Annotated in this window: 14 protein-coding genes; 8 read left to right on the top strand and 6 right to left on the bottom strand. The window is 50.7% G+C overall.

The window, feature by feature from the left end:
* Positions 1–198: 198 nt before the first annotated feature.
* Entirely contained in the window at positions 199–1401 is a 1203-nt protein-coding gene (locus tag ACYVEA_RS18670; RefSeq protein ID WP_461115097.1) for an FG-GAP repeat domain-containing protein, read from the top strand.
* 560 nt (positions 1402–1961) lie between these two features.
* Here ACYVEA_RS18670 and ACYVEA_RS18675 read toward each other — a convergent pair.
* Both ACYVEA_RS18675 and ACYVEA_RS18680 read right to left on the bottom strand, forming a co-directional pair.
* Positions 1962–2948 (bottom strand): aldo/keto reductase, encoded by a 987-nt coding sequence (locus ACYVEA_RS18675; RefSeq protein WP_461114948.1) that lies wholly within the window; start codon positions 2946–2948, stop codon positions 1962–1964.
* A 189-nt stretch (positions 2949–3137) separates the two neighbouring features.
* Entirely contained in the window at positions 3138–3956 is an 819-nt protein-coding gene (locus ACYVEA_RS18680; protein WP_461114949.1) for a hypothetical protein, read from the bottom strand.
* Between the two features lie 285 nt (positions 3957–4241).
* Here ACYVEA_RS18680 and ACYVEA_RS18685 point away from each other — a divergent pair, with 285 nt between their 5' ends.
* The 3 genes from ACYVEA_RS18685 to ACYVEA_RS18695 all read left to right on the top strand — a co-directional run bounded on the left by ACYVEA_RS18685 (position 4242) and on the right by ACYVEA_RS18695 (position 7347).
* Entirely contained in the window at positions 4242–5288 is a 1047-nt protein-coding gene (locus tag ACYVEA_RS18685; protein ID WP_461114950.1) for a sensor histidine kinase, read from the top strand.
* On the top strand, positions 5288–6031 hold the full coding sequence (locus ACYVEA_RS18690; RefSeq protein WP_461114951.1) for a LytR/AlgR family response regulator transcription factor: 744 nt from the start codon (positions 5288–5290) through the stop codon (positions 6029–6031). The genes ACYVEA_RS18685 and ACYVEA_RS18690 overlap by 1 nt, the downstream gene beginning before the upstream one ends.
* A 92-nt stretch (positions 6032–6123) precedes the next feature.
* The gene (locus ACYVEA_RS18695; protein ID WP_461114952.1) at positions 6124–7347 is read left to right on the top strand and encodes a PQQ-dependent sugar dehydrogenase; all 1224 of its coding nucleotides are present in this window, start codon (positions 6124–6126) and stop codon (positions 7345–7347) included.
* Between the two features lie 193 nt (positions 7348–7540).
* Here the strand turns inward: ACYVEA_RS18695 and treZ (ACYVEA_RS18700) are convergent, their stop codons facing one another.
* On the bottom strand, positions 7541–9454 hold the full coding sequence (gene treZ, locus ACYVEA_RS18700; protein ID WP_461114953.1) for a malto-oligosyltrehalose trehalohydrolase: 1914 nt from the start codon (positions 9452–9454) through the stop codon (positions 7541–7543).
* 6 nt (positions 9455–9460) lie between these two features.
* On the bottom strand, positions 9461–11200 hold the full coding sequence (locus tag ACYVEA_RS18705; protein WP_461114954.1) for an alpha-amylase family protein: 1740 nt from the start codon (positions 11198–11200) through the stop codon (positions 9461–9463).
* A gap of 178 nt (positions 11201–11378) precedes the next feature.
* On the opposite strand from ACYVEA_RS18705, the gene ACYVEA_RS18710 reads away from it, so the two are divergent.
* Positions 11379–12068: a DUF421 domain-containing protein gene (locus ACYVEA_RS18710; protein WP_461114955.1), complete on the top strand. Its 690-nt coding sequence runs from the start codon at positions 11379–11381 to the stop codon at positions 12066–12068.
* 17 nt (positions 12069–12085) lie between these two features.
* A complete protein-coding gene (locus ACYVEA_RS18715) occupies positions 12086–12775 on the top strand; it encodes a DUF421 domain-containing protein (protein WP_461114956.1) in 690 nt (229 codons plus the stop codon).
* Between the two features lie 35 nt (positions 12776–12810).
* Here ACYVEA_RS18715 and treZ (ACYVEA_RS18720) read toward each other — a convergent pair whose 3' ends face one another.
* Both treZ (ACYVEA_RS18720) and ACYVEA_RS18725 read right to left on the bottom strand, forming a co-directional pair.
* A complete protein-coding gene (gene treZ, locus ACYVEA_RS18720) occupies positions 12811–14670 on the bottom strand; it encodes a malto-oligosyltrehalose trehalohydrolase (protein ID WP_461114957.1) in 1860 nt (619 codons plus the stop codon).
* A gap of 19 nt (positions 14671–14689) precedes the next feature.
* Positions 14690–16300, bottom strand: a complete 1611-nt coding sequence (locus ACYVEA_RS18725) for an alpha-amylase family glycosyl hydrolase (protein ID WP_461114958.1) — start codon at positions 16298–16300, stop codon at positions 14690–14692.
* A 165-nt stretch (positions 16301–16465) separates the two neighbouring features.
* Here ACYVEA_RS18725 and ACYVEA_RS18730 point away from each other — a divergent pair, with 165 nt between their 5' ends.
* Both ACYVEA_RS18730 and ACYVEA_RS18735 read left to right on the top strand, forming a co-directional pair.
* Positions 16466–17491: an SDR family NAD(P)-dependent oxidoreductase gene (locus ACYVEA_RS18730; protein WP_461114959.1), complete on the top strand. Its 1026-nt coding sequence runs from the start codon at positions 16466–16468 to the stop codon at positions 17489–17491.
* Positions 17492–17598: 107 nt separating this feature from the next.
* The gene (locus tag ACYVEA_RS18735) at positions 17599–18756 is read left to right on the top strand and encodes a zinc-dependent alcohol dehydrogenase (RefSeq protein WP_461114960.1); all 1158 of its coding nucleotides are present in this window, start codon (positions 17599–17601) and stop codon (positions 18754–18756) included.
* Positions 18757–18761: the final 5 nt, after the last annotated feature.

Consider the following 18761-nt stretch of genomic DNA (forward strand, 5'->3'; position numbering starts at 1 on the left):
CCCGTCGGGGTTACAAAAGGATAGATAGCTATATACCAACCCTGTAAGGGTTGAACGTGAATAACCGGGGGCGTAAGCCCTGGGATGCAGATGACCGGGAGTATAGTACTCGGATACAATACCAACTTTTTTGCCATGAACACAAGAATCAATATAACCAGCCAGTACCTATTACTTGGTATTCTGCTTGTTAGCTGGATGACAAATGCGTATGGTCAGGATAAACCCCTGTTTAAAGTACGTCAACAGCAGGCCGCTACTACGGCTACAAATACCCCTAATCAGGCAAAGCCGGTTGTGTTGACCAATGAATTCAAGAAAACAACGATCACCCGGGATTTCATTTCGGAGGGCGTAGCCGTTGCCGACCTGAACAAGGACGGCAAGATGGACATCGTGGCCGGTTACTACTGGTTCGAAGCGCCCAACTGGACCCGTCATGAAATGGCCCCGTCCCGCGTGTATGACCCGCGAAAGGAATACAGTGATTCGTTTCTGAATCTGGGTATGGATGTCAATCTGGATGGCTGGGACGACGTAGTGATCGTTGATTTTCCCGGTAAGCCCGGCTTCTGGTTTGAGAATCCTAAAAACAAACCCGATGTGTGGCAAAAACACATCATTGCCGATTCGGTCGGCATTGCCAACGAGTCGCCGGGTTTTATTGACATTGACGGCGATGGTCGGCTCGATATTCTTTGTGGGGATAAAGCCAAAAAGCAGATTGTCTGGTTAAAGCCGCCCTCAAAACCCGGCGATATGGAGTGGAAACGTTTTGTCCTGAGCAAAGAAAATGTTCCGGGCACCGAGATATTTTCCCACGGCATTGGCTATGGGGATGTAAATAAAGACGGGTTTAATGACGTAGTGGTTCGGGAAGGATGGTTTGAAGGAACGGCTGATAACAAATCGGGTAACTGGGTGTTTCACCCCGCCGACCTGGGCGAACCCTGTTCGCATATGCAGATTCTGGATGTAAATGGAGATGGGAAAAATGACGTAGTAAGTGCGTCGGCTCATGCCCTCGGCGTCTGGTGGCATGAGCAGGTCAGCGACGAAGGTAAGCTCGACTTCAAAACCCATCTGATGAGCACCACCACGGCCCAAACCCATTCCTCGATAATGGCCGATCTGAACGGTGATGGCCGTAAAGATTACATTACCGGAAAACGATTTCTGGCCCACCACGGGCGCGATCCCGGCGACAGTGATCCGGGCATCCTGATGTGGTTTGAGTTTACGCCCGGCAAGGAACCGTACTACAAAGAGCACGTCATTGACAACGACTCCGGGGCCGGACTTAACATTGTTGCCCAGGATATGAATGGTGACCGGAAGCTGGACATTGTCATTGCCAATAAGAACGGCGTTTTTTTATTTGAGAATGTGATAAAGAAATAAGGGCGTATTTTTCATTCTCGTCGGGTTAAAACCTGGCGCAATTCATTCGATATTGATCGCTCACTCAAACAACAGGCCATAAAAAAAGCTCCCGATTATCTAGGAGCTTAACGTATTGAGTAGGTGTGTTTTAGCGTGACCGCATCCGATAGACGGTACGGCCGCGCTGGCCAACCAAAGGGCCGCCAACTTCAATGATCCGAGGGCGGGCGGGGCGGTTTATGTGGAGGAAGTTCGTTTTCATTAGTTATTGTTGTTTGATTGTTGTTGTGAATGACTCCACAAATATGGGCGGTGAAAGTCAGACCAGGCTAATGTATTCGTATCAACTGCGGGATTTCTAACATGAAATAGCCAAAAAAGCCGATCAGTGGTTTTTTGGCTATTGTTGAATTTTTCTAAGGTATCTTCAGCGCAGTTTGCTCTATTAGAGGATAAAACGAAGATATTGGATTTTATTGATTAAGATAAACCGCCCCTGTTGACTCCGTTCTATGATCGTATAAACCAGACGGCGAGCCGTTCTGTCATTGATTTGGTGAAGAAACAGAACGAACCATTTATAGCCCTGTCGATTTCTCCATCTGTTCGGGGTAGCGTGTCCCCACTACGTCGATTTGAGCCGTGGCGTCCTTAATTTCCCGAAGTTCGTCGGCCGTTAGCTGAATCGCAGCGGCTCCGTTATTCTCCGTCAGGCGGTGCAGCTTCGTGGTGCCTGGAATGGGGACAATCCAGGGCTTTTGGGCCAACACCCAGGCTAACGCAATTTGAGCGGGCGTAGCCTGTCGGCGTTGGGCAAACTGATCCAGCAAGTCCAGCAGAGTTTTGTTGGCAGAACGGGCTTCTTCGGTATACCTGGGCAAAATATTACGAATGTCGCCTTCGGCAAATTTGGTACTTTCATCAATTTTGCCAGTCAGGAAGCCCTTTCCCAGCGGGCTATACGCCACCAGACCGATGCCCAATTCCTCGATAGTCGGTATAATTTCGGTTTCGTGCTGACGGGTCCAGAGGGAGTATTCGCTTTGTAGGGCGGTAATCGGCTGTACGGCGTGCGCCCGCCGAATGGTTTGGGCACCCGCTTCCGACAGGCCGAAGTGCTTCACCTTCCCTTCCTGAATCAGCTCCTTTACCGTTCCCGCTACGTCCTCAATCGGTACATTCGGGTCGACGCGGTGCTGGTAAAATAAGTCGATGACGTCCACTCTGAGTCGCTTCATAGAAGCTTCGGCTACGGCTCTAATATTCTCCGGGCGGCTGTTTAACCCAACCTGTTTTCCATCCTGGAAGTTGAAGCCGAATTTAGTGGCAATCACTACGTCGCCTTTGAACGGTTCCAGGGCTTCACCCACCAGTTCCTCGTTACTATAGGGGCCATATACTTCGGCCGTATCGAAGAACGTAACGCCCTGCTCAACAGCAGCATGAATCAGCGAAATCATCTCTTTTGTATCCTTGGGCGGGCCGTAGCCAAAGCTCATGCCCATGCAGCCAAGCCCAAGGGCCGATACTTCAAGGCCACTGTTTCCCAGTTTGCGTTTTTGCATTGTTGTACGCATAATGATGTTAATTATTTATAAACCTACCAGGATGGCAGATGGTTAAATTACGAAAGTCAACTAATCCCGGCGCCTTAAGCCTGATTAAATTTCTGCTGATTACCAGGCAGGCTTGTTTGACGTTAAAAAGTAGACAATCTGGTTGGCTGCTGGTATGTTGATTCTGGTGTATGTCTGCTACAGATCAAGAGTAACAGGCACACGCAAGGGCTTTCTTGGCTCCCGACTTTGCTCAATAGTTGCCTCCTTATTGACGGATTCAGGATGAATACTGTAGGCAAAGCTAGCCTCCTGCCGTCTGATTTTATAAGTGAATGGTTTGTTATCAATCTGAACGGTAACCTGGTATGAATCAGTAGGCAGGGCTGATAAATCCAGCCTGCGCCGATACTGATCGTGGTTGGTGAATTCCTCATAGAGCGTCCTGTCTTTTTGATCGGCCACCCAGATTTTATAGCGTAAATGATCAGGGTTATCAACGATCAGGTAGAGTTTGCCCGCCGGATTGACATAGGCGTGCACCCGGTACGAAGCTACTGTCGACGGCAGGTTTTGCGGGCTGCTTGCGTTGACCGATACGTGCGTTGGCGCTGGTAACTCAGGCGTTGGTGGTAAGGTTTCGGTTTTGATGCGTGACATTACCAGTTGATTAGCCAGCAATTGCGCTAATAACTGGTCGAACTGCTTTTGATTTTTTCGGCTGAGTTTGACCCATTTTTCGGGCAGGTTTTCTACGTATAGAAGCTGATGGTTGGGTCCGAAAAACTGGACCAGGGTGCTGCGGGTGGCTGCCTGCGTGTTAAGCCGCCAGTAGCCCCGGGTTGAATCGGGTTGAATTGTTTGATCAATCTGCGCCTGGACCGTGTGCGTGTGCAGTAGCAACATGAATACCGCAAGCCATATAAAATGAGGTTGCTTAACGATAGTCATGTGCGAATGAAAGGACGTCGCCGAACTGGCTAGCCACTGGCGTGTGATGGTTCGATAGAGTTGCATAGCTGATAGACAATGAGTTAGTTAAAAAAATATGATTCAAGGTGGCATTACTACTGGCAAAGCAAAACACTACGTTCATACACGAAAGGTATTTTAGACCAACAACCAAACCGCTCCTTCACACGACGGCTGATGTTCATGCAGTGCCGTTGGGCGAGGAAATTGGTCGTTTATCGAAGGATTGCCCTGTTGAGGAGTTTACGCGTGTAGTTGGTCTGGCTACACGGCTTTTGATCAGAAGTTAGCTGTAATTTTGTCTTCTCAGGGCGAAACAAATCATGAACAATGGCTCGTTTGGGTGCGCTTAAACTCTACCGGGAAATCGGGGCACAGGGACTTTTCTGGCTGGGTTACTTTCTGTTTGAATGGCTCAACACAGGGGCCTACATGGATAATTTTCAACAGAGTTTCAACAGCATTTCGCTGAATATTCCGCTACTGATCATAGCCGGTTACTGGCATCTGCTGGTTACCGTCCGCCACTTCCTGATGGCTGGCCGTATGGCGGGTTTCTGGGCCAGTTTACTGGGGGGCGTACTGGTTTTTGGTCTGCTTCGGCGCGCCATTAATTATACCTGGCTTTACCCAGTCTATTACCCGGATGGCTTGCTCAAGCCCTACGTATACTGGCCAAAGATTCTGGCCGAATCCATGCAGTTGCATTTGGTGGTTGCCCTCTTTGTGGCAGTTAACCTGGTCCGGCATGCGCTGCAGCAACAGCGGTTGAGTGAGACGTATCGACGGGAAAAACTCTCCGCCGAATACCGGCTGCTTCAGTCTCAGGTTCAACCCCATTTCCTGTTTAATACGCTCAATAACCTGATCTCGGTTTCGTTGCATCAGCCCGCTCAAATGCCACATCTGTTGCAACGGCTGGCCGGATTGCTCAGCTATCAACTGCACGAAAGCCACCGTTCGATGGTTTCGATCACGAAAGAAATGGCGTATTTGACGGACTATATTTCGCTGGAGCAAATTCGCTATGGCGATCGGCTGGACGTACAGACGAACTTTGATGAGTCGGCCAATCTGACGAATCTGATGATTCCGCCGATGCTGCTGTTACCCTTTGTGGAGAATGCGTTTAAACATGGAGCCGCTCAAACCGAAACCACCTGCTGGATTCAGTTGACCCTCTCCCGAACCGGCAATCGCCTGGTTTATTCAGTCGAAAACTCGGTGCCCGATGGCGTTTTATATCCGTCGACGACGGGTTTAGGCTTAACAAACCTGAAAAAACGGCTGGACATTCTCTTCCCCGGCAACTATGAACTAGTCACTCTACCCGAAGATAGTCAGTTTCTGGCCGTCTTGAAATTCAATGTAAACTGATGGCCATTCGCTGTTTTGTGCTGGATGATGAACCGCTGGCAACCGATCTGTTGAAAGACTACATCGGCCGGTTGCCTGATCTGGAACTGGTGGGTATATCCAATAGCCCGACCCAGGCCTTCCGACTGTTGCAGCAAACATCGGCGACTGGTGCTCCGGCGGCCGGCGCCCCGGTTGATGTGCTCTTTCTGGATATTCAGATGCCCCGCCTGACGGGCTTCGATATACTACGTCCGTTAGGGTACCGGCCTAAAGTCATTTTCACGACGGCCTTTCGCGAATATGCACTGGACAGCTACGAATTTGACGTACTGGATTTTCTGGTAAAACCCATTTCATTTGAGCGCTTTCTCCAGTCCGTAGGCAAAATTTACCGGTTTTCGCCCACGGCGCCTGTGGCTGAAGAGTCGCCGGAGCTGGCCAAAGCGGGAAAAGACTATCAGTACTTTAAGGTCGATAAGGAGATGGTTAAACTCTTTCTGGAGGATATTTTATGGATAGAAAGCCTGAAAGATTACGTGCGGATTCATACGGTGTCGGGCACGCTAGTGTCCTATCTGCGAATCAGTTATCTGGAAGAAAAGCTGCCGCCCGATCGGTTTGTCCGGATTCATAAGTCTTTTATTGTGGCGCTGGATCACATTCAGGCGGTCAGCGCTACGTATATTCGAATCAACAATGAGGAAATTCCCATTGGGCGAATCTACAAAGCCAAGCTTGAAGAAGTTCTACAACGCGATTGAGCTGAGTAGGATTTTTATCTACTAAACTCTGTTGTTTGGTAAGCGCAGTCACAGAACCCCCAATTTATATTACTTAACTATCTGAATTAATAATGAAAACCCAAATTCTGCTATTCATAGCGGGTGCCTCACTGGCCTTGCCATCCTGTGGCCAAACTACGTCCAATAACACAACGGCGTCTACGCAGGCAAGCCCTGTCGAAACCAAAGAGCCCAATTCAGACTATAAACCGGCTTTTCCGGGCCAGACCCGAATCGCTGGTGTAAAATCGGCTACGAACTACGAAGGTAAAGTGCTGACCGAAGCGCTTAAATTTCCGTGGGGGATTACGAACCTGCCCGATGGCCGTCTGCTCATTACCGAAAAAGAAGGCACGATGCGTATCGTCACGCCCGACGGTAAGGTAGGGGAGGCAATAACAGGTATTCCCAAGGTCAATCCTTCTGGTCAGGGGGGACTATTGGGTATTCGGGTGGATCCCGCTTTTGCGACGAACCGGATGGTCTATTGGGTATTTTCAGAGCCCAGTGCTGAGGGCAATGTAACGGCGGTAGCCAAGGGCAAACTAGCGGCCGATGAGAAAAAGATCGAGGGGGCAACGGTCATTTATCGCGCCACACCGGCTTACAAAGGCAATCTGCATTATGGTGGCCGGATTCTTGTCGATAAGGACGGTAACCTGATCATCAGCACGGGCGAACGTTCGGATCTGGTAACCCGGCCACAGGCCCAGTCGCTCAACTCAGGCCTGGGAAAAGTTATCCGGATTACGAAAGACGGTAAACCTGCCCCCGGTAATCCATTCATTGGACAGGCAGGTGCCCGACCTGAATTATACTCGTATGGGCATCGGAACGTACAGGGGCTGGCTATCGATCCGGTAACGGGCGATCTGTGGGAGAACGAATTCGGTCCCAGAGGGGGTGATGAAGTCAATCATATTAAACCCGGCAAGAACTACGGCTGGCCGACCATTACGTATGGTATTGAATACAGCGGCAAGAAAGTGGGTGATGCCATTCAGCAAAAGGAAGGATTGGAGCAACCGGCTTATTACTGGGACCCTGTTGTTTCACCCAGTGGTTCGACCTTCTACAGCAGTGATCGTATTCCGGAATGGAAGAACAACCTCTTTATCGGTGCGTTAAGTGGCATGCACATCGTACGGCTCATTATCAAGGATGATAAAATAGTGGGTGAAGAACGGTTGCTGTCCGATCAGTATCAGCGTTTCCGGGACGTAACGCAGGGCAACGACGGTGCCTTATACGCGATCACGGATCAGGGTAGATTGTACCGCATCGATAAAAAATAATCGGTCCATCACAGGTACACTTGGGCTGGTTAACGGATGTTACGACCGGAAACTCCGGGTTGTGTGTCCTAAACGCGGTAAGTGAAAAAGTGCAGTAGCGTGTTCTCAAAAGCCATGATAGCAGAAGCTAAATGGGTTTTTGAGAACACGCTACTGTTTTTGTACACGTTGTCAACAGGTCGTCAGCTACTGTTTATTGATACAGGTGGGCTGGAATGGGCTTCGGTACATTAATAGAGGATTTCTCGTGGCCACACGCGTAAATCACCAGCGACTCAGCGGGTAATGTGACCAATGTTGAATTTGTCAACGAATCGGGGGCTGTGCTGGACCCGGTTTCCAATTGCCATTGCTGGTCTGCTGAGTCAAGCAGTTTCTGCCAATGCCTGGTTGAAGCTGATATGGAGATTGCCATGTCTTGTGGTTCGCTGGAAAAATTCATAAGACACAACACATGCTGATCATCGTGCCAGCGATGCAGGAGCAGCGTTTGTTGCTCGTCGCAATCAGTGACTTCCAACTGCTGGCGGTTCAACTTGTGCAAAGCCGGTAACTGCTGCCGTAGTGCAATCAGAGTCTGGTAGTACCGAAGCAGCGTTCGGTGAGGTTCCTTCTGGATTAATTCCCACTCCAGTTTAGCTTGCAGGTACGTCTCCTCCACATCCGGATCGGGAACCTCGCTGTCCGACTTAGACGTACTGAATTCATCTTTCCGGCCCTGTTTTATCTGTTCGGCCAGTTTCGGTTCCGACACGTTCGCAAAGTAGAGAAAGGGATTTGTTTCGCCCCACTCTTCCCCCATGAACAGCATTGGAATATAGGGGCTAACCAGCACGGCACCCGCCATCAGTTTTAACGTGTCATAGCTATACAATACACTCGATCGCTCCCCCTGCTTACGATTGCCAACCTGATCGTGGTTCTGCGAAAAAACGATAAACTGGCTGCCCGGATTCGTTTCGGCTTTACTCCCAAATAGCTTGTGGCGAACTCTTGAAAACTGACCGTCGTAGACATACGCATCCCGGTATGACTTTGCCAGACTGGAAATGCCGTCGAAATCGGCGTAGTACCCCGTTTTTTCTTCGCCCACCGTAACCCGGAGTGCGTGGTGAAACTCATCAATCCATTGGGCATCCATGCCATATCCATGCTCGGCCAGTGGCTGGATAAATGTAGGGTCGTTCAGATCGCATTCAATCATCAGGTAATGGCGACGACCGGTAGTTTCCATCAGACGGTCAACCTGGTGCCTGAGTTCCTGCAAGATATGCACCGGACCAGCGTCTTTAATGGCATGAACGGCATCCATCCGTAGCGCATCGATATGGAAATCCCGGAACCACATCAGCGCATTTTCAAGCACATGCCGTCGAACGCCATCACACCAGGCATCATCGAAATTGACGGCACTGCCCCAGGGCGTCTGGTATTTATCCGTCAGATATGGCCCGTAGTGGTCCAGGAAATTCCCCTCTGGCCCAAAGTGATTGTAAACGACATCCAGCACCACCGCTATACCGCGAACATGGCAGGCATTTACCAGATGCTGGAGGCCACTGGCCCCACCGTAGGAGACCTGAGCCGCATACCAGAATACGCCATCGTAGCCCCAGTTTCGTGCATTCGAAAACTGCGCAACGGGCATTATCTCAATGGCATTGATGCCAAGGGCTTTTAAATAATCCAGTTTTTCTTCCACCGCAGCGAACGTGCCTTCCGATGTAAACGTACCGACATGCAGTTCATACAACAGGTAGTTTTCCAGAGCAGGCGTCACCCACTTCTGATCCTCCCATTGAAACGAAGTAATATCAATCGCTTTGGAAGGACCTTCTATACCCTCGGGCTGCGCTAGCGAAGCAGGGTCCTGACACTCTTTTTCGCCGTCCAGCACGAACGTATATAATGTATCGGGGTTGATTTTGGGCGTCCGTACGCTCCAGTAGCCTAATTCTTCTTTGTTTAGTGGGATCACTTCCGAAGACTCAGTGAGTTTGATGGCTACGTGTTTAGGCGTGGGTGCCCACAGGAGAACATCGGCTTGATTTTTACCAGAGAACGTTACGCCAAGTGACCGCTTTTTTACAGTTAGTGGTGGCAGCATACCTCATTATTTTTTCAATCGATACCAGCTATAGCCGTAGCCCGCCAGCTTAACGGAGTAGGCACCCTTCTCGCCAACTTGCGTCTGACTGTTATCGAAAAGATTAACCAACGTACTACGGGGCTTTAACGATGTAGTTAACTGGCATTGCTGGGGCTCTGGACTGAAATTATTGATCATTACGAGGGAACGGCCCTGCCAGTCGTAGCGAATAGCCAGAACATGTTCGGAACCGGTGTCGAGAAGTTCCCAGTTTCCCCAGCCGATTTCGGGGCACTGCTTGCGTATGCGGGCAAACCGGGCGACCTTGTTCAGCAGCGAGGTAGAGTCGGAACGTTGAGCCGCTACGTTGACTTTTGCGTAGCTATATGGACCCTGGCTAATGACGGGGCGTACCAGTTTAGCCCCCTCCGAAAACCCGGCATTCAGCCCGCTCGACCATTGCATGGGTGTACGAATCGACATTCGTTCCTGTAGCTTGAGGTCGTCGCCCATGCCGATTTCTTCGCCGTACCGGATAACGGGCATGCCCGGTAGCGAAAACAGTACGCTGTAGGAGAGTTCGACCAGACGCGGATCACCCAGCATGGGCGCCAGTCGGCGACGGATACCCCGGTCATACAACTGCATCGTGGTGTCGGGGCCAAACTTAGCGTACACCTTGTTCCGTTCGGTATCACTCAACCGGCCCAGATCGATCTCATCGTGGTTTCGCAGAAAATGCGCCCATTGCGCCGTTGGTGGAATATTTTTGGTATCGTCCAGGGCTTTCCGTAATAACTTGGTTTCGCTTGTCGCCAGGGCATAGAAAAGGTGTTGATTGGCGAAGAAGTTGAACATCGTCTGCATGTTCTGGCCCTCTTTTCCGAAAAATGGCTCCTGTTCTTTCGGGTCGACGTTAGCTTCGCCGAGCAAAATGGCATCGCGTTTATGCCATTGAATGTACTGGTGCAATTGCGTGATTATATCAAACTGATGTTGGGGTTTGTCGGGATCGAAATCAGCGTTGGCCACTTCAATCAGGAAGGGCACCGCATCCACCCGAAAACCTGCGATGCCTTTATCCAGCCAGTAGCGGACAATTTTTCGCATTTCCCGCTGAACGGCCGGATTCTGCATGTTCAGGTCGGGCTGGAAATCATAAAAGCGGTGGTAATAGTATTCGCCCGCCTGCTTGTCGAACGTCCAGACGGCCTTCTGCACGCCCGGAAACACCATGCCTTTATCCCACTTCTTGGGACGGTCCTTTGACCAGACGTACCACGATCGATAGGGTGAATTCTTGTTCTGACGCGCCTGCTTAAACCACGAATGCTGATCAGACGTGTGGTTGGTCACTAAATCCATCATGACCCGAATTTCCTTCTGATTGGCCTGACGAATGAAGTTGTCAAAATCCTGTGGGGTGCCCAGGTTTGAGTCAATGCCGTAGAAATCTGCTACGTCGTAGCCGTCGTCTTTGTTGGGTGTCGGTTGAAATGGAGCCAGCCAGATGGTTGAGACGCCTAAGCTTTTCAGGTAATCGAGCTGTTGGGTGATTCCGTTAAAATCGCCAAAGCCATCGCCATCCGAATCTTTGAAAACCTCAACGTCAACGCTGTACACGAGGCCGTTTTTATACCATAACTCCTCAATAAAATCGGTTGGTGTAGGGACGGCGGGAGCTTTTTCTGATTTTGTATCGTCGATTTTCTTATGGCAGGCGGTAAAAAGACAAAGGCACAGGACAAGAATTAGTTTTTTCATGGGCGTATGTTGAGTGTAGTTACTAAGACCAACTCATAATAGAACCATCCTGTTAATACCAGTTACCGTTTCCTGATTATCTGGCTTATTTTTTTTGCATACCGTATAGAATATTGGAATAAACCCAGAACTTTCATATATGCCCAATCAATTTTCCCCAACGAAAAGTTAGGGGGGCATGGACAAAGAGGAAATAAAATTGGCCGACTGGGAGCGAATTCTGATTGGCGATGCTCCGGTCGAATTTCTGGTAGAGGTGTTCATCCGTACAACACTGATTTACCTGATCGTACTGGTCGTGATGCGGCTGCTGGGTAAGCGAATGAACGGGCAGATCACCAATCTGGAACTAACCGTTATGCTGACGATGGGAGCCATCGTTTCCCCTGCCATGCAACTGCCCGATCGGGGATTATTATCGGGTATACTGGCTTTGCTCTGTGCGCTGTTTTTTCTATGGGAAACTAACCTGCTGGGTTTTAGAAGCAGCAAAGCGGAGAAATTTATACAGGGCACTGAAACGGCTGTCATAAAAGACGGGATTATCCAGCTCGACGTTATGGGAAAAAACAGGCTCTCTCACCAGCAGATTTATGCCGCGCTACGTAGCGAAAACGTATATAATCTGGGCAAAGTCAAGCGCCTGTATCTGGAAGCGTATGGCATTTTCAGCATTTACCAGGATGAAAAAGGTAAGCCCGGCTTGTCGGTATTGCCCCCCGCGGATGAAGAAATACAGGTGATTTATGGGCATCCTGAAGAGAAAATGCTCGCTTGTACCAACTGTGGCAATACAGTTCCAGCTCAGCCAAAACCCGGTCCTTGCTCTATCTGCCAGGCAACCGATTGGGGCGACGCGGTACTTTAAATTAAGCTTCCTCAACTATGAAAAAGGACGATATTTATTTATACGACTGGCAGCGGATTCTCATTGGTGAGGTGCCTGGCATGTTTTACGTTGAAATTATAATCCGGGCAACTGCGATTTATTTACTCCTGGTCATCACCATGCGGCTAATGGGTCGGCGTATGGCTTCCCAGTTGAGCCGGAATGAAATGGCCGCTATGATTTCAATGGCAGCCGCTGTTGGTGTGCCGATTCTGGATGCCCATCGGGGCCTGCTGCCAGCCTATATCATCGGGGTAGTCGTAGTTTTCACACAACGTATCGTGTCGTATTATGCGGCTAAAAGCCAGCGCTTTGAGGCCATATCACAGGGTAATATCAGCAGGCTCATCGAGAATTCGGTCATTCAAATGCCCGCAATGAAGGAAGCTCGTCTCTCCCGCGAACTGCTTTTTGCTCAGCTCCGATCTAGCGGATTAACGCATTTGGGACATGTTAAACGAATGTATATGGAAGCCAACGGCGCTTTCACGCTTGTCGAAGAAACCGAGCCGAGACCCGGGCTGTCGATCCTGCCCGAATGGGACACCGAATTTATCGACCAGCAGGAAAAAGTGCCGGGTAAAAACGTCTGTTACCATTGTGGCAATCCACAGCCCGAAGCAAAGGCGCAAGCCGATGCCTGCGACAAATGCGGTCATAGCGACTGGGTGCCCGCGTTTAAATAACAGGACGTAGTGTCGCAAAATACTGGCTAGAAAGGCTATTGCCAATCCGATGCGAATTCGCCTGCGTAAACCGTAATGCTACAGGGGGGAAGGTGAATGGCCTGACCGGGCTTTGCCTGCGCCGGTGACGACTTGCGATGCGTACTGCCTTCTTCCTGCCATTGCTTTTCGGTTGAATCCAGCAGTTTGTCCCACGAACTGACCCAGACGGGCAATTCATACGTAATAACGTCATCAGACAGGTTAAATAAACAGGCCAGATGTTGCTGGCCATCAATGGTTTGCCGGTGCAGAACAAATCCGGCCTGACCCAATATCGTCACCGTCACTTCCTGCTTATTCATGTTCTGCAAGGCAGGCACCGAGCGACGTAATTCAATGAGCGTTTTGTGCCAGTCCAGCATACGTTGATGGGTACCCTTGTCACGCGTCTCCCACTGGATTTTTGATTGGTTGAAGGTCGCTTCATCAAAAGGATCGGGCAACTCGACATCACCGATAAAAGCGGCAAAATCTTTCTTTCGTCCCTCCCGCACATTTTTGATCAAGTCCTGGTCGGTATGGCTCGCAAAATAATAGAACGGAGACTCATCGGCATATTCTTCCCCCATGAACAGCAACGGTATGTAGGGCGATAGAAACACAGCGGCTGCGGCTACTTTTTGCCGCTCAAAATCGACCAGCAGCGATAGACGATCGGTACCCAACAAGTTGCCCACCTGATCGTGATTGAGGTTGAACGCAATAAACTTATCACCCGGCACACCCGCCGATGATCGGCCGAATTTGCGTTGCCGGAAGGCTACATACTCCCCGCTCATAACAAAGCCATCGGTGTAGGCTTTGGCTAATTGCTCCATACGTCCGAAATCGCCATATCGTTTTTTTTCATCTTTGTTGATCAACACACGAAGGGCATGATGAAAATCGTCGAGCCATTGGGCATCAAATCCGTATCCGCCCAGTTGGGGATCTCTGGTTACAACGGGGTTATTCAGGTCAGACTCGGCCACCAGATACAGCGAGCGCCCCAGCTGTTTCTCCAGGTATTTTACCTTGGTATGAATAAGCTCCCAGATTGACAACGCGCCCGAATCGAACACTTCATGAATAGCATCGAGCCGAAGCCCATCAATGTGATACTGCTCAAACCAGAATAGGGGATTGTTCGCGTAATAGTCCCGTACGCCATCCGACCACTCACGATCGAAATTTATCGCGTTGCCCCAGGGAGTATGGTGTTTGTCGGAGAAGTAAGGCCCAAACTCATTCAGGTAATTGCCTTCCGGCCCCAGGTGATTGTATACTACGTCCAGAAAAACCGAAATGCCACGCGCATGGCAGGCATCAACCAGCTTTTTCAACCCAACGGGACCCCCATATGAATCCTGAACGGAGTAGGGATAGACGCCATCATACCCCCAGTTTCGGTTGCCGGGGAACTGGCAGACGGGCATCAACTCAAGCGCATTAATGCCAATGCGAGCCAGGTCGTCCAAACGCGGGATAATAGCCTCGAATGTGCCTTCCGGGGTGAACGTACCGACATGCAGTTCATAGAAAATAAGGTCACGAAACGGTAAATCCCGCCAGCTCTGGTCATGCCAGCTATAGGCCGAATGATCAACAACTTCCGAAGGGCCGTGGACTCCTTCCGGTTGAAAATGGGATGCCGGGTCAGCATGCTCCCGGCCTGTGTCCAGCCTGAAAAAATAACGCGTGCCCGGCAAAACATCGTCTACCTGGAGCTGAAAATAGCCCCATTTGTCGCACTGCATGGGTAGCTCCCGCTCCGTCGGATACACAATGTGCAACGTAACGGTTTCTCTTTGGGGAGCCCAGACGGTGAATATACAGGTACCGTTGCCAATGTAATTCGCGCCAATTGTCTTCATGTTTGGTGTGGTTAATAACTTAATTCAATCGTATCACCAGGCCCTCGTCGCCACTCAGGCTAATCGTATCGTTTACCGGCGCCCCTTCCCAATCGGGTGACGTAGCAATGGCAACAACGCCCGTCAGGGAGCTATCTTTTGCTTTGAAATAACCGGGGCGGTGGCTCAGGTTCAGTAGGATCAGGAAACGGGGATGACCCTCAAGCTGGCGAATGTAGGCCAGTAGCTGGGAATCTGAATATATAGGCACGTAATCGCCAACCCGCAAGGAAGGCTCCTGTTGTCGTAGGTTGATCAGTCGCCGGTAAAGCGTGAGCATCGAGTAGGGGTCTTCCTCCTGCCGCTCCACGTTCTCCCGGACGAAATCGCGCGCCAGTCTGAGCCACGGTTTTCCGTCGGTAAAACCTGCATTCGGGGATTTATTCCACTGCATGGGGGTCCGGCTGGGGTCGCGGCTCAAGTTTTTATCGGGCATATTCAGGCCCTGTGGGTCCTGCACTTCCTCAAACGGGATCGGTACGTCCCGCATGCCAATTTCATCGCCGTAATAAATAGTTGGGGTGCCGCGGAGCGTCAGCAGCAGGAGGGCGGCAACCCGGGCCTGTTCCTTGCCCACCCGGCTGGTGATACGTGGCTGATCATGATTGCCGAGCACCCAGTTTGGCCAGCCACCAACCGGTAGAACACCCTCGTACTGGTCAATCGCAGCGGCAATCTGCCGGGCTTCCCAGGGCAAGGTCAGCAACTGAAAATTGAACGGTAAATGCGCCCCCTTCCCGTCGACGCCGTAATATGCAACTAACTGATGAATCGGTAAATAAATCTCCCCAATCATCATTCGTTCGGGATAGCTGTCCAGCACATGCCGCATTTGCATAACCACATCATGCACGTCCGGCTGATCGGTGGAGTACACAGGCAGCAGTTGCTCATAAGTAGCCATGTGCGGCTGGTAGTTGGGATTCACCGGATTGTCACGCAGCATTTTATCCTTGATCATGTGCCACATAACGTCCACCCGGAAGCCATCGACGCCCCTGTCCAGCCAGAACCGCATGACATTGAGCATTGCTTCCTGTACTTCCGGGTTTCGCCAGTTCAGATCTGGCTGTTCTTTCAGAAAAGCGTGGTAATAATATTGCTGGGTTGTCTCATCCCATTCCCAGGCGTTCCCTCCGAACATACTGAGCCAGTTATTTGGTACTGAGCCATCGGGGCGCGGGTCCTGCCAGATATACCAGTCCCGTTTGGGATTATCGCGGGATGAGCGGGATTCCAGGAACCACGGATGCTGGTCGGACGTATGATTTGGCACTAGGTCCAGCATCAGTTTCATGCCCCGGCCATGCACAGCAGCTACAAGCGCATCGAAGTCGGATAAGGTGCCAAACAAAGGGCTGATGCCCTGATAATCAGCAATGTCGTATCCGAAATCAGCCATGGGCGATGGAAAAATGGGCGATAACCAGATCGCTGTAATGCCCAGGTCGTTCAGGTAATCGAGCCGTGTCAAAATACCCGGAAGATCACCGATGCCATCACCATTGCTGTCCTGAAATGAACGGGGATAAATTTGGTAAATGATTCCTTCCTGCCACCAAAGATGTTTCGTTACGTCTGCTTCCATCATCTATTTTCCGGAAAATCGTCTTATAAACCGAAAAGTGGCGTCCAGGTTTTGCCTGCGAGGTGAAAATAAGCCTATGGACAGCCCATGAGCCCACTCCCTAAGCCCCGCCAACAATCCGTTTGCTACGTTGGTTGACCTTACTACAGACGTAAAATCACGATAAATATGAGCGCATCGACGAGTACGGGGGTATGGTGGACGCTGGCGGGTATGGGCGCGCTGATGGTCACGAAAGCCTATTTAGACAGAAAACGAACCATTGATTTTCATGATAAAACCGTTGTTATTACCGGAGGAGCACGCGGGTTGGGGCTGGTCTTAGCCCGGCAATTCGCAAAGGCGGGCGCGCACGTAGCCATTTGCGCCCGCGATCAGGCGGAATTAGATCGTGCCCAGGCCGACCTGCGCATGCGGGGAACGGACATCTTCACCTATGCCTGTGATATCACCGACAAGTCGCAGGTGCAGGCGTTTATGCGGGCGGTAGAACAGGTACTTGGCCCGGTCGATATACTGGTCAATAATGCCGGGACCATTATTGTCAGCCCGTTGGAAAATACGACGGAAGAGGATTTTCGGGAGGCCATGGAAGTCAATTTCTGGTCGGCTTTTCATACGGTCAATGCGGTGCTTCCTCAGATGCGGGCGCGCAAATCCGGACGGATCGTCAACATTACGTCCTTCGGCGGCAAGATCGCCGTACCACACCTGTCTCCCTATTCGGTGAGTAAATTTGCGTTTGTCGGGTATTCGGAAGGACTACGTTCCGAACTCATCAAAGACGGCATTTACGTCACGACCATCTGCCCCGGCCTGATTCGCACGGGAAGTCCCCGGAATGCGATTTTCAAAGGGCAGAACGAGAAAGAGTATACGGTCTTCAAACTCAGCGATTCAATCCCCCTGTTCACGATTGCCGCCGACAATTGTGCCCGTCAGATTCTGGCAGCCTGTCGGGTGGGCGAAGCGGAACGTATTATTACGTTACCGGCAAAAATAGCGACTGCCCTGCATGGTATAGCGCCGGGTTTAATTACGGATACACTGGCTTTTGCCAATGGTTTTTTGCCTGATCCGGGCGGAATTGGTGAGCAACGGGCAACGGGCAAGGATAGTGAAACCTGGTTGTCTGACTCCGTTCTGGCGCACCTGACCGACGAAGCGGCCAAAGCGAATAACGAGATAGGCTAGTAGGTGATTTCTTAAGCCCATTCCCTTGGATTAATAAACCAACGCCAGTTGACAGCGTTACTGGCTATACCCGAGTAGTCGGCTCAACGTTTCTTTTCAATCAATTTATGAAAGCAGCAGTCTTCCACAAAGTTGGTGACATCCGTTACGAAACAATGGATGATCCTAAAATCGAGCAATCGCGGGATGTCGTTCTACGCATCACGTCGACAGCCATCTGCGGCTCAGACCTTCATATTTACGATGGTTTTTTGCCCCAACTCCGCAACGAAGTACTCGGTCACGAGTTTATGGGTATCGTAGAAGAGGTCGGCTCTGAAGTTTCCAACCTCAAAAAGGGTGATCGGGTAGTGGTACCGTTTACCATCGCCTGCGGCAAATGTTATTTCTGCAACCACCATCTGGAGATGCACTGCGAAAACTCTAATCCCGAGTTTTATGGACCAGATGGCGGCTTGCTCACCGAAAAAGGTGGTGGTCTGTTTGGCTATTCGGACCTCTACGGGGGCTACAATGGCGGGCAGGCTCAGTATGTGCGCGTCCCTTTCGCCGACTACGGTCTGCGCCACGTACCTGAAGAACTCAAAGACGAGCAGGTACTTTTTCTGTCCGATATCTTTCCCACGGGTTGGAGCGCCATTGAGTGGGGTGAACTAAAAGGAGGTGAAACGGTAGCCATTTTCGGCTCGGGACCGGTTGGGTTAATGGCGCAGAAATCGGCTTGGTTGCAGGGCGCCGGACGGGTTATTGCCATTGATCCGGTCAATTACCGGCTGGAGCGTGCCAGACGTGTTAATAAAGTTGAAACGCTCAACCCGCACGAGGTCGATGTTGTCGAGGCCATACGTAGCATGACCGAGGGACGTGGGGCTGACCTCTGTGTAGATGCTGTGGGCATGGAAGCCGAACGAACGTTGCTGGATAAAGCCAAAGCCGTTATTAATCTGGAAAAAGGTAGCACCAGCGTACTGGAACAGTGTTTTCAGGCCGTGCGCCGGGGCGGTATCGTATCGGTGGTAGGCGTGTATGGTACACCTGCGGACAACTTCCCGATCGGCCGTGTATTCGACAAAGGCGTAACGATACGTACCGGCCAGTCGTTTGTCCACAAAAACATTGATCACCTGCTTGACCTGGTCGTGCAGGGCAAAGTGGTGCTGGATGACATCGTCTCACACGTACTGCCCCTGGCCGAGATTTCGCGGGCCTACGACATTTTCAAGAAAAAGGAAGACGACTGCACCAAAGTAATCTTGAAACCATAATTTTT

It is taken from the genome of Spirosoma jeollabukense (assembly GCF_054777855.1).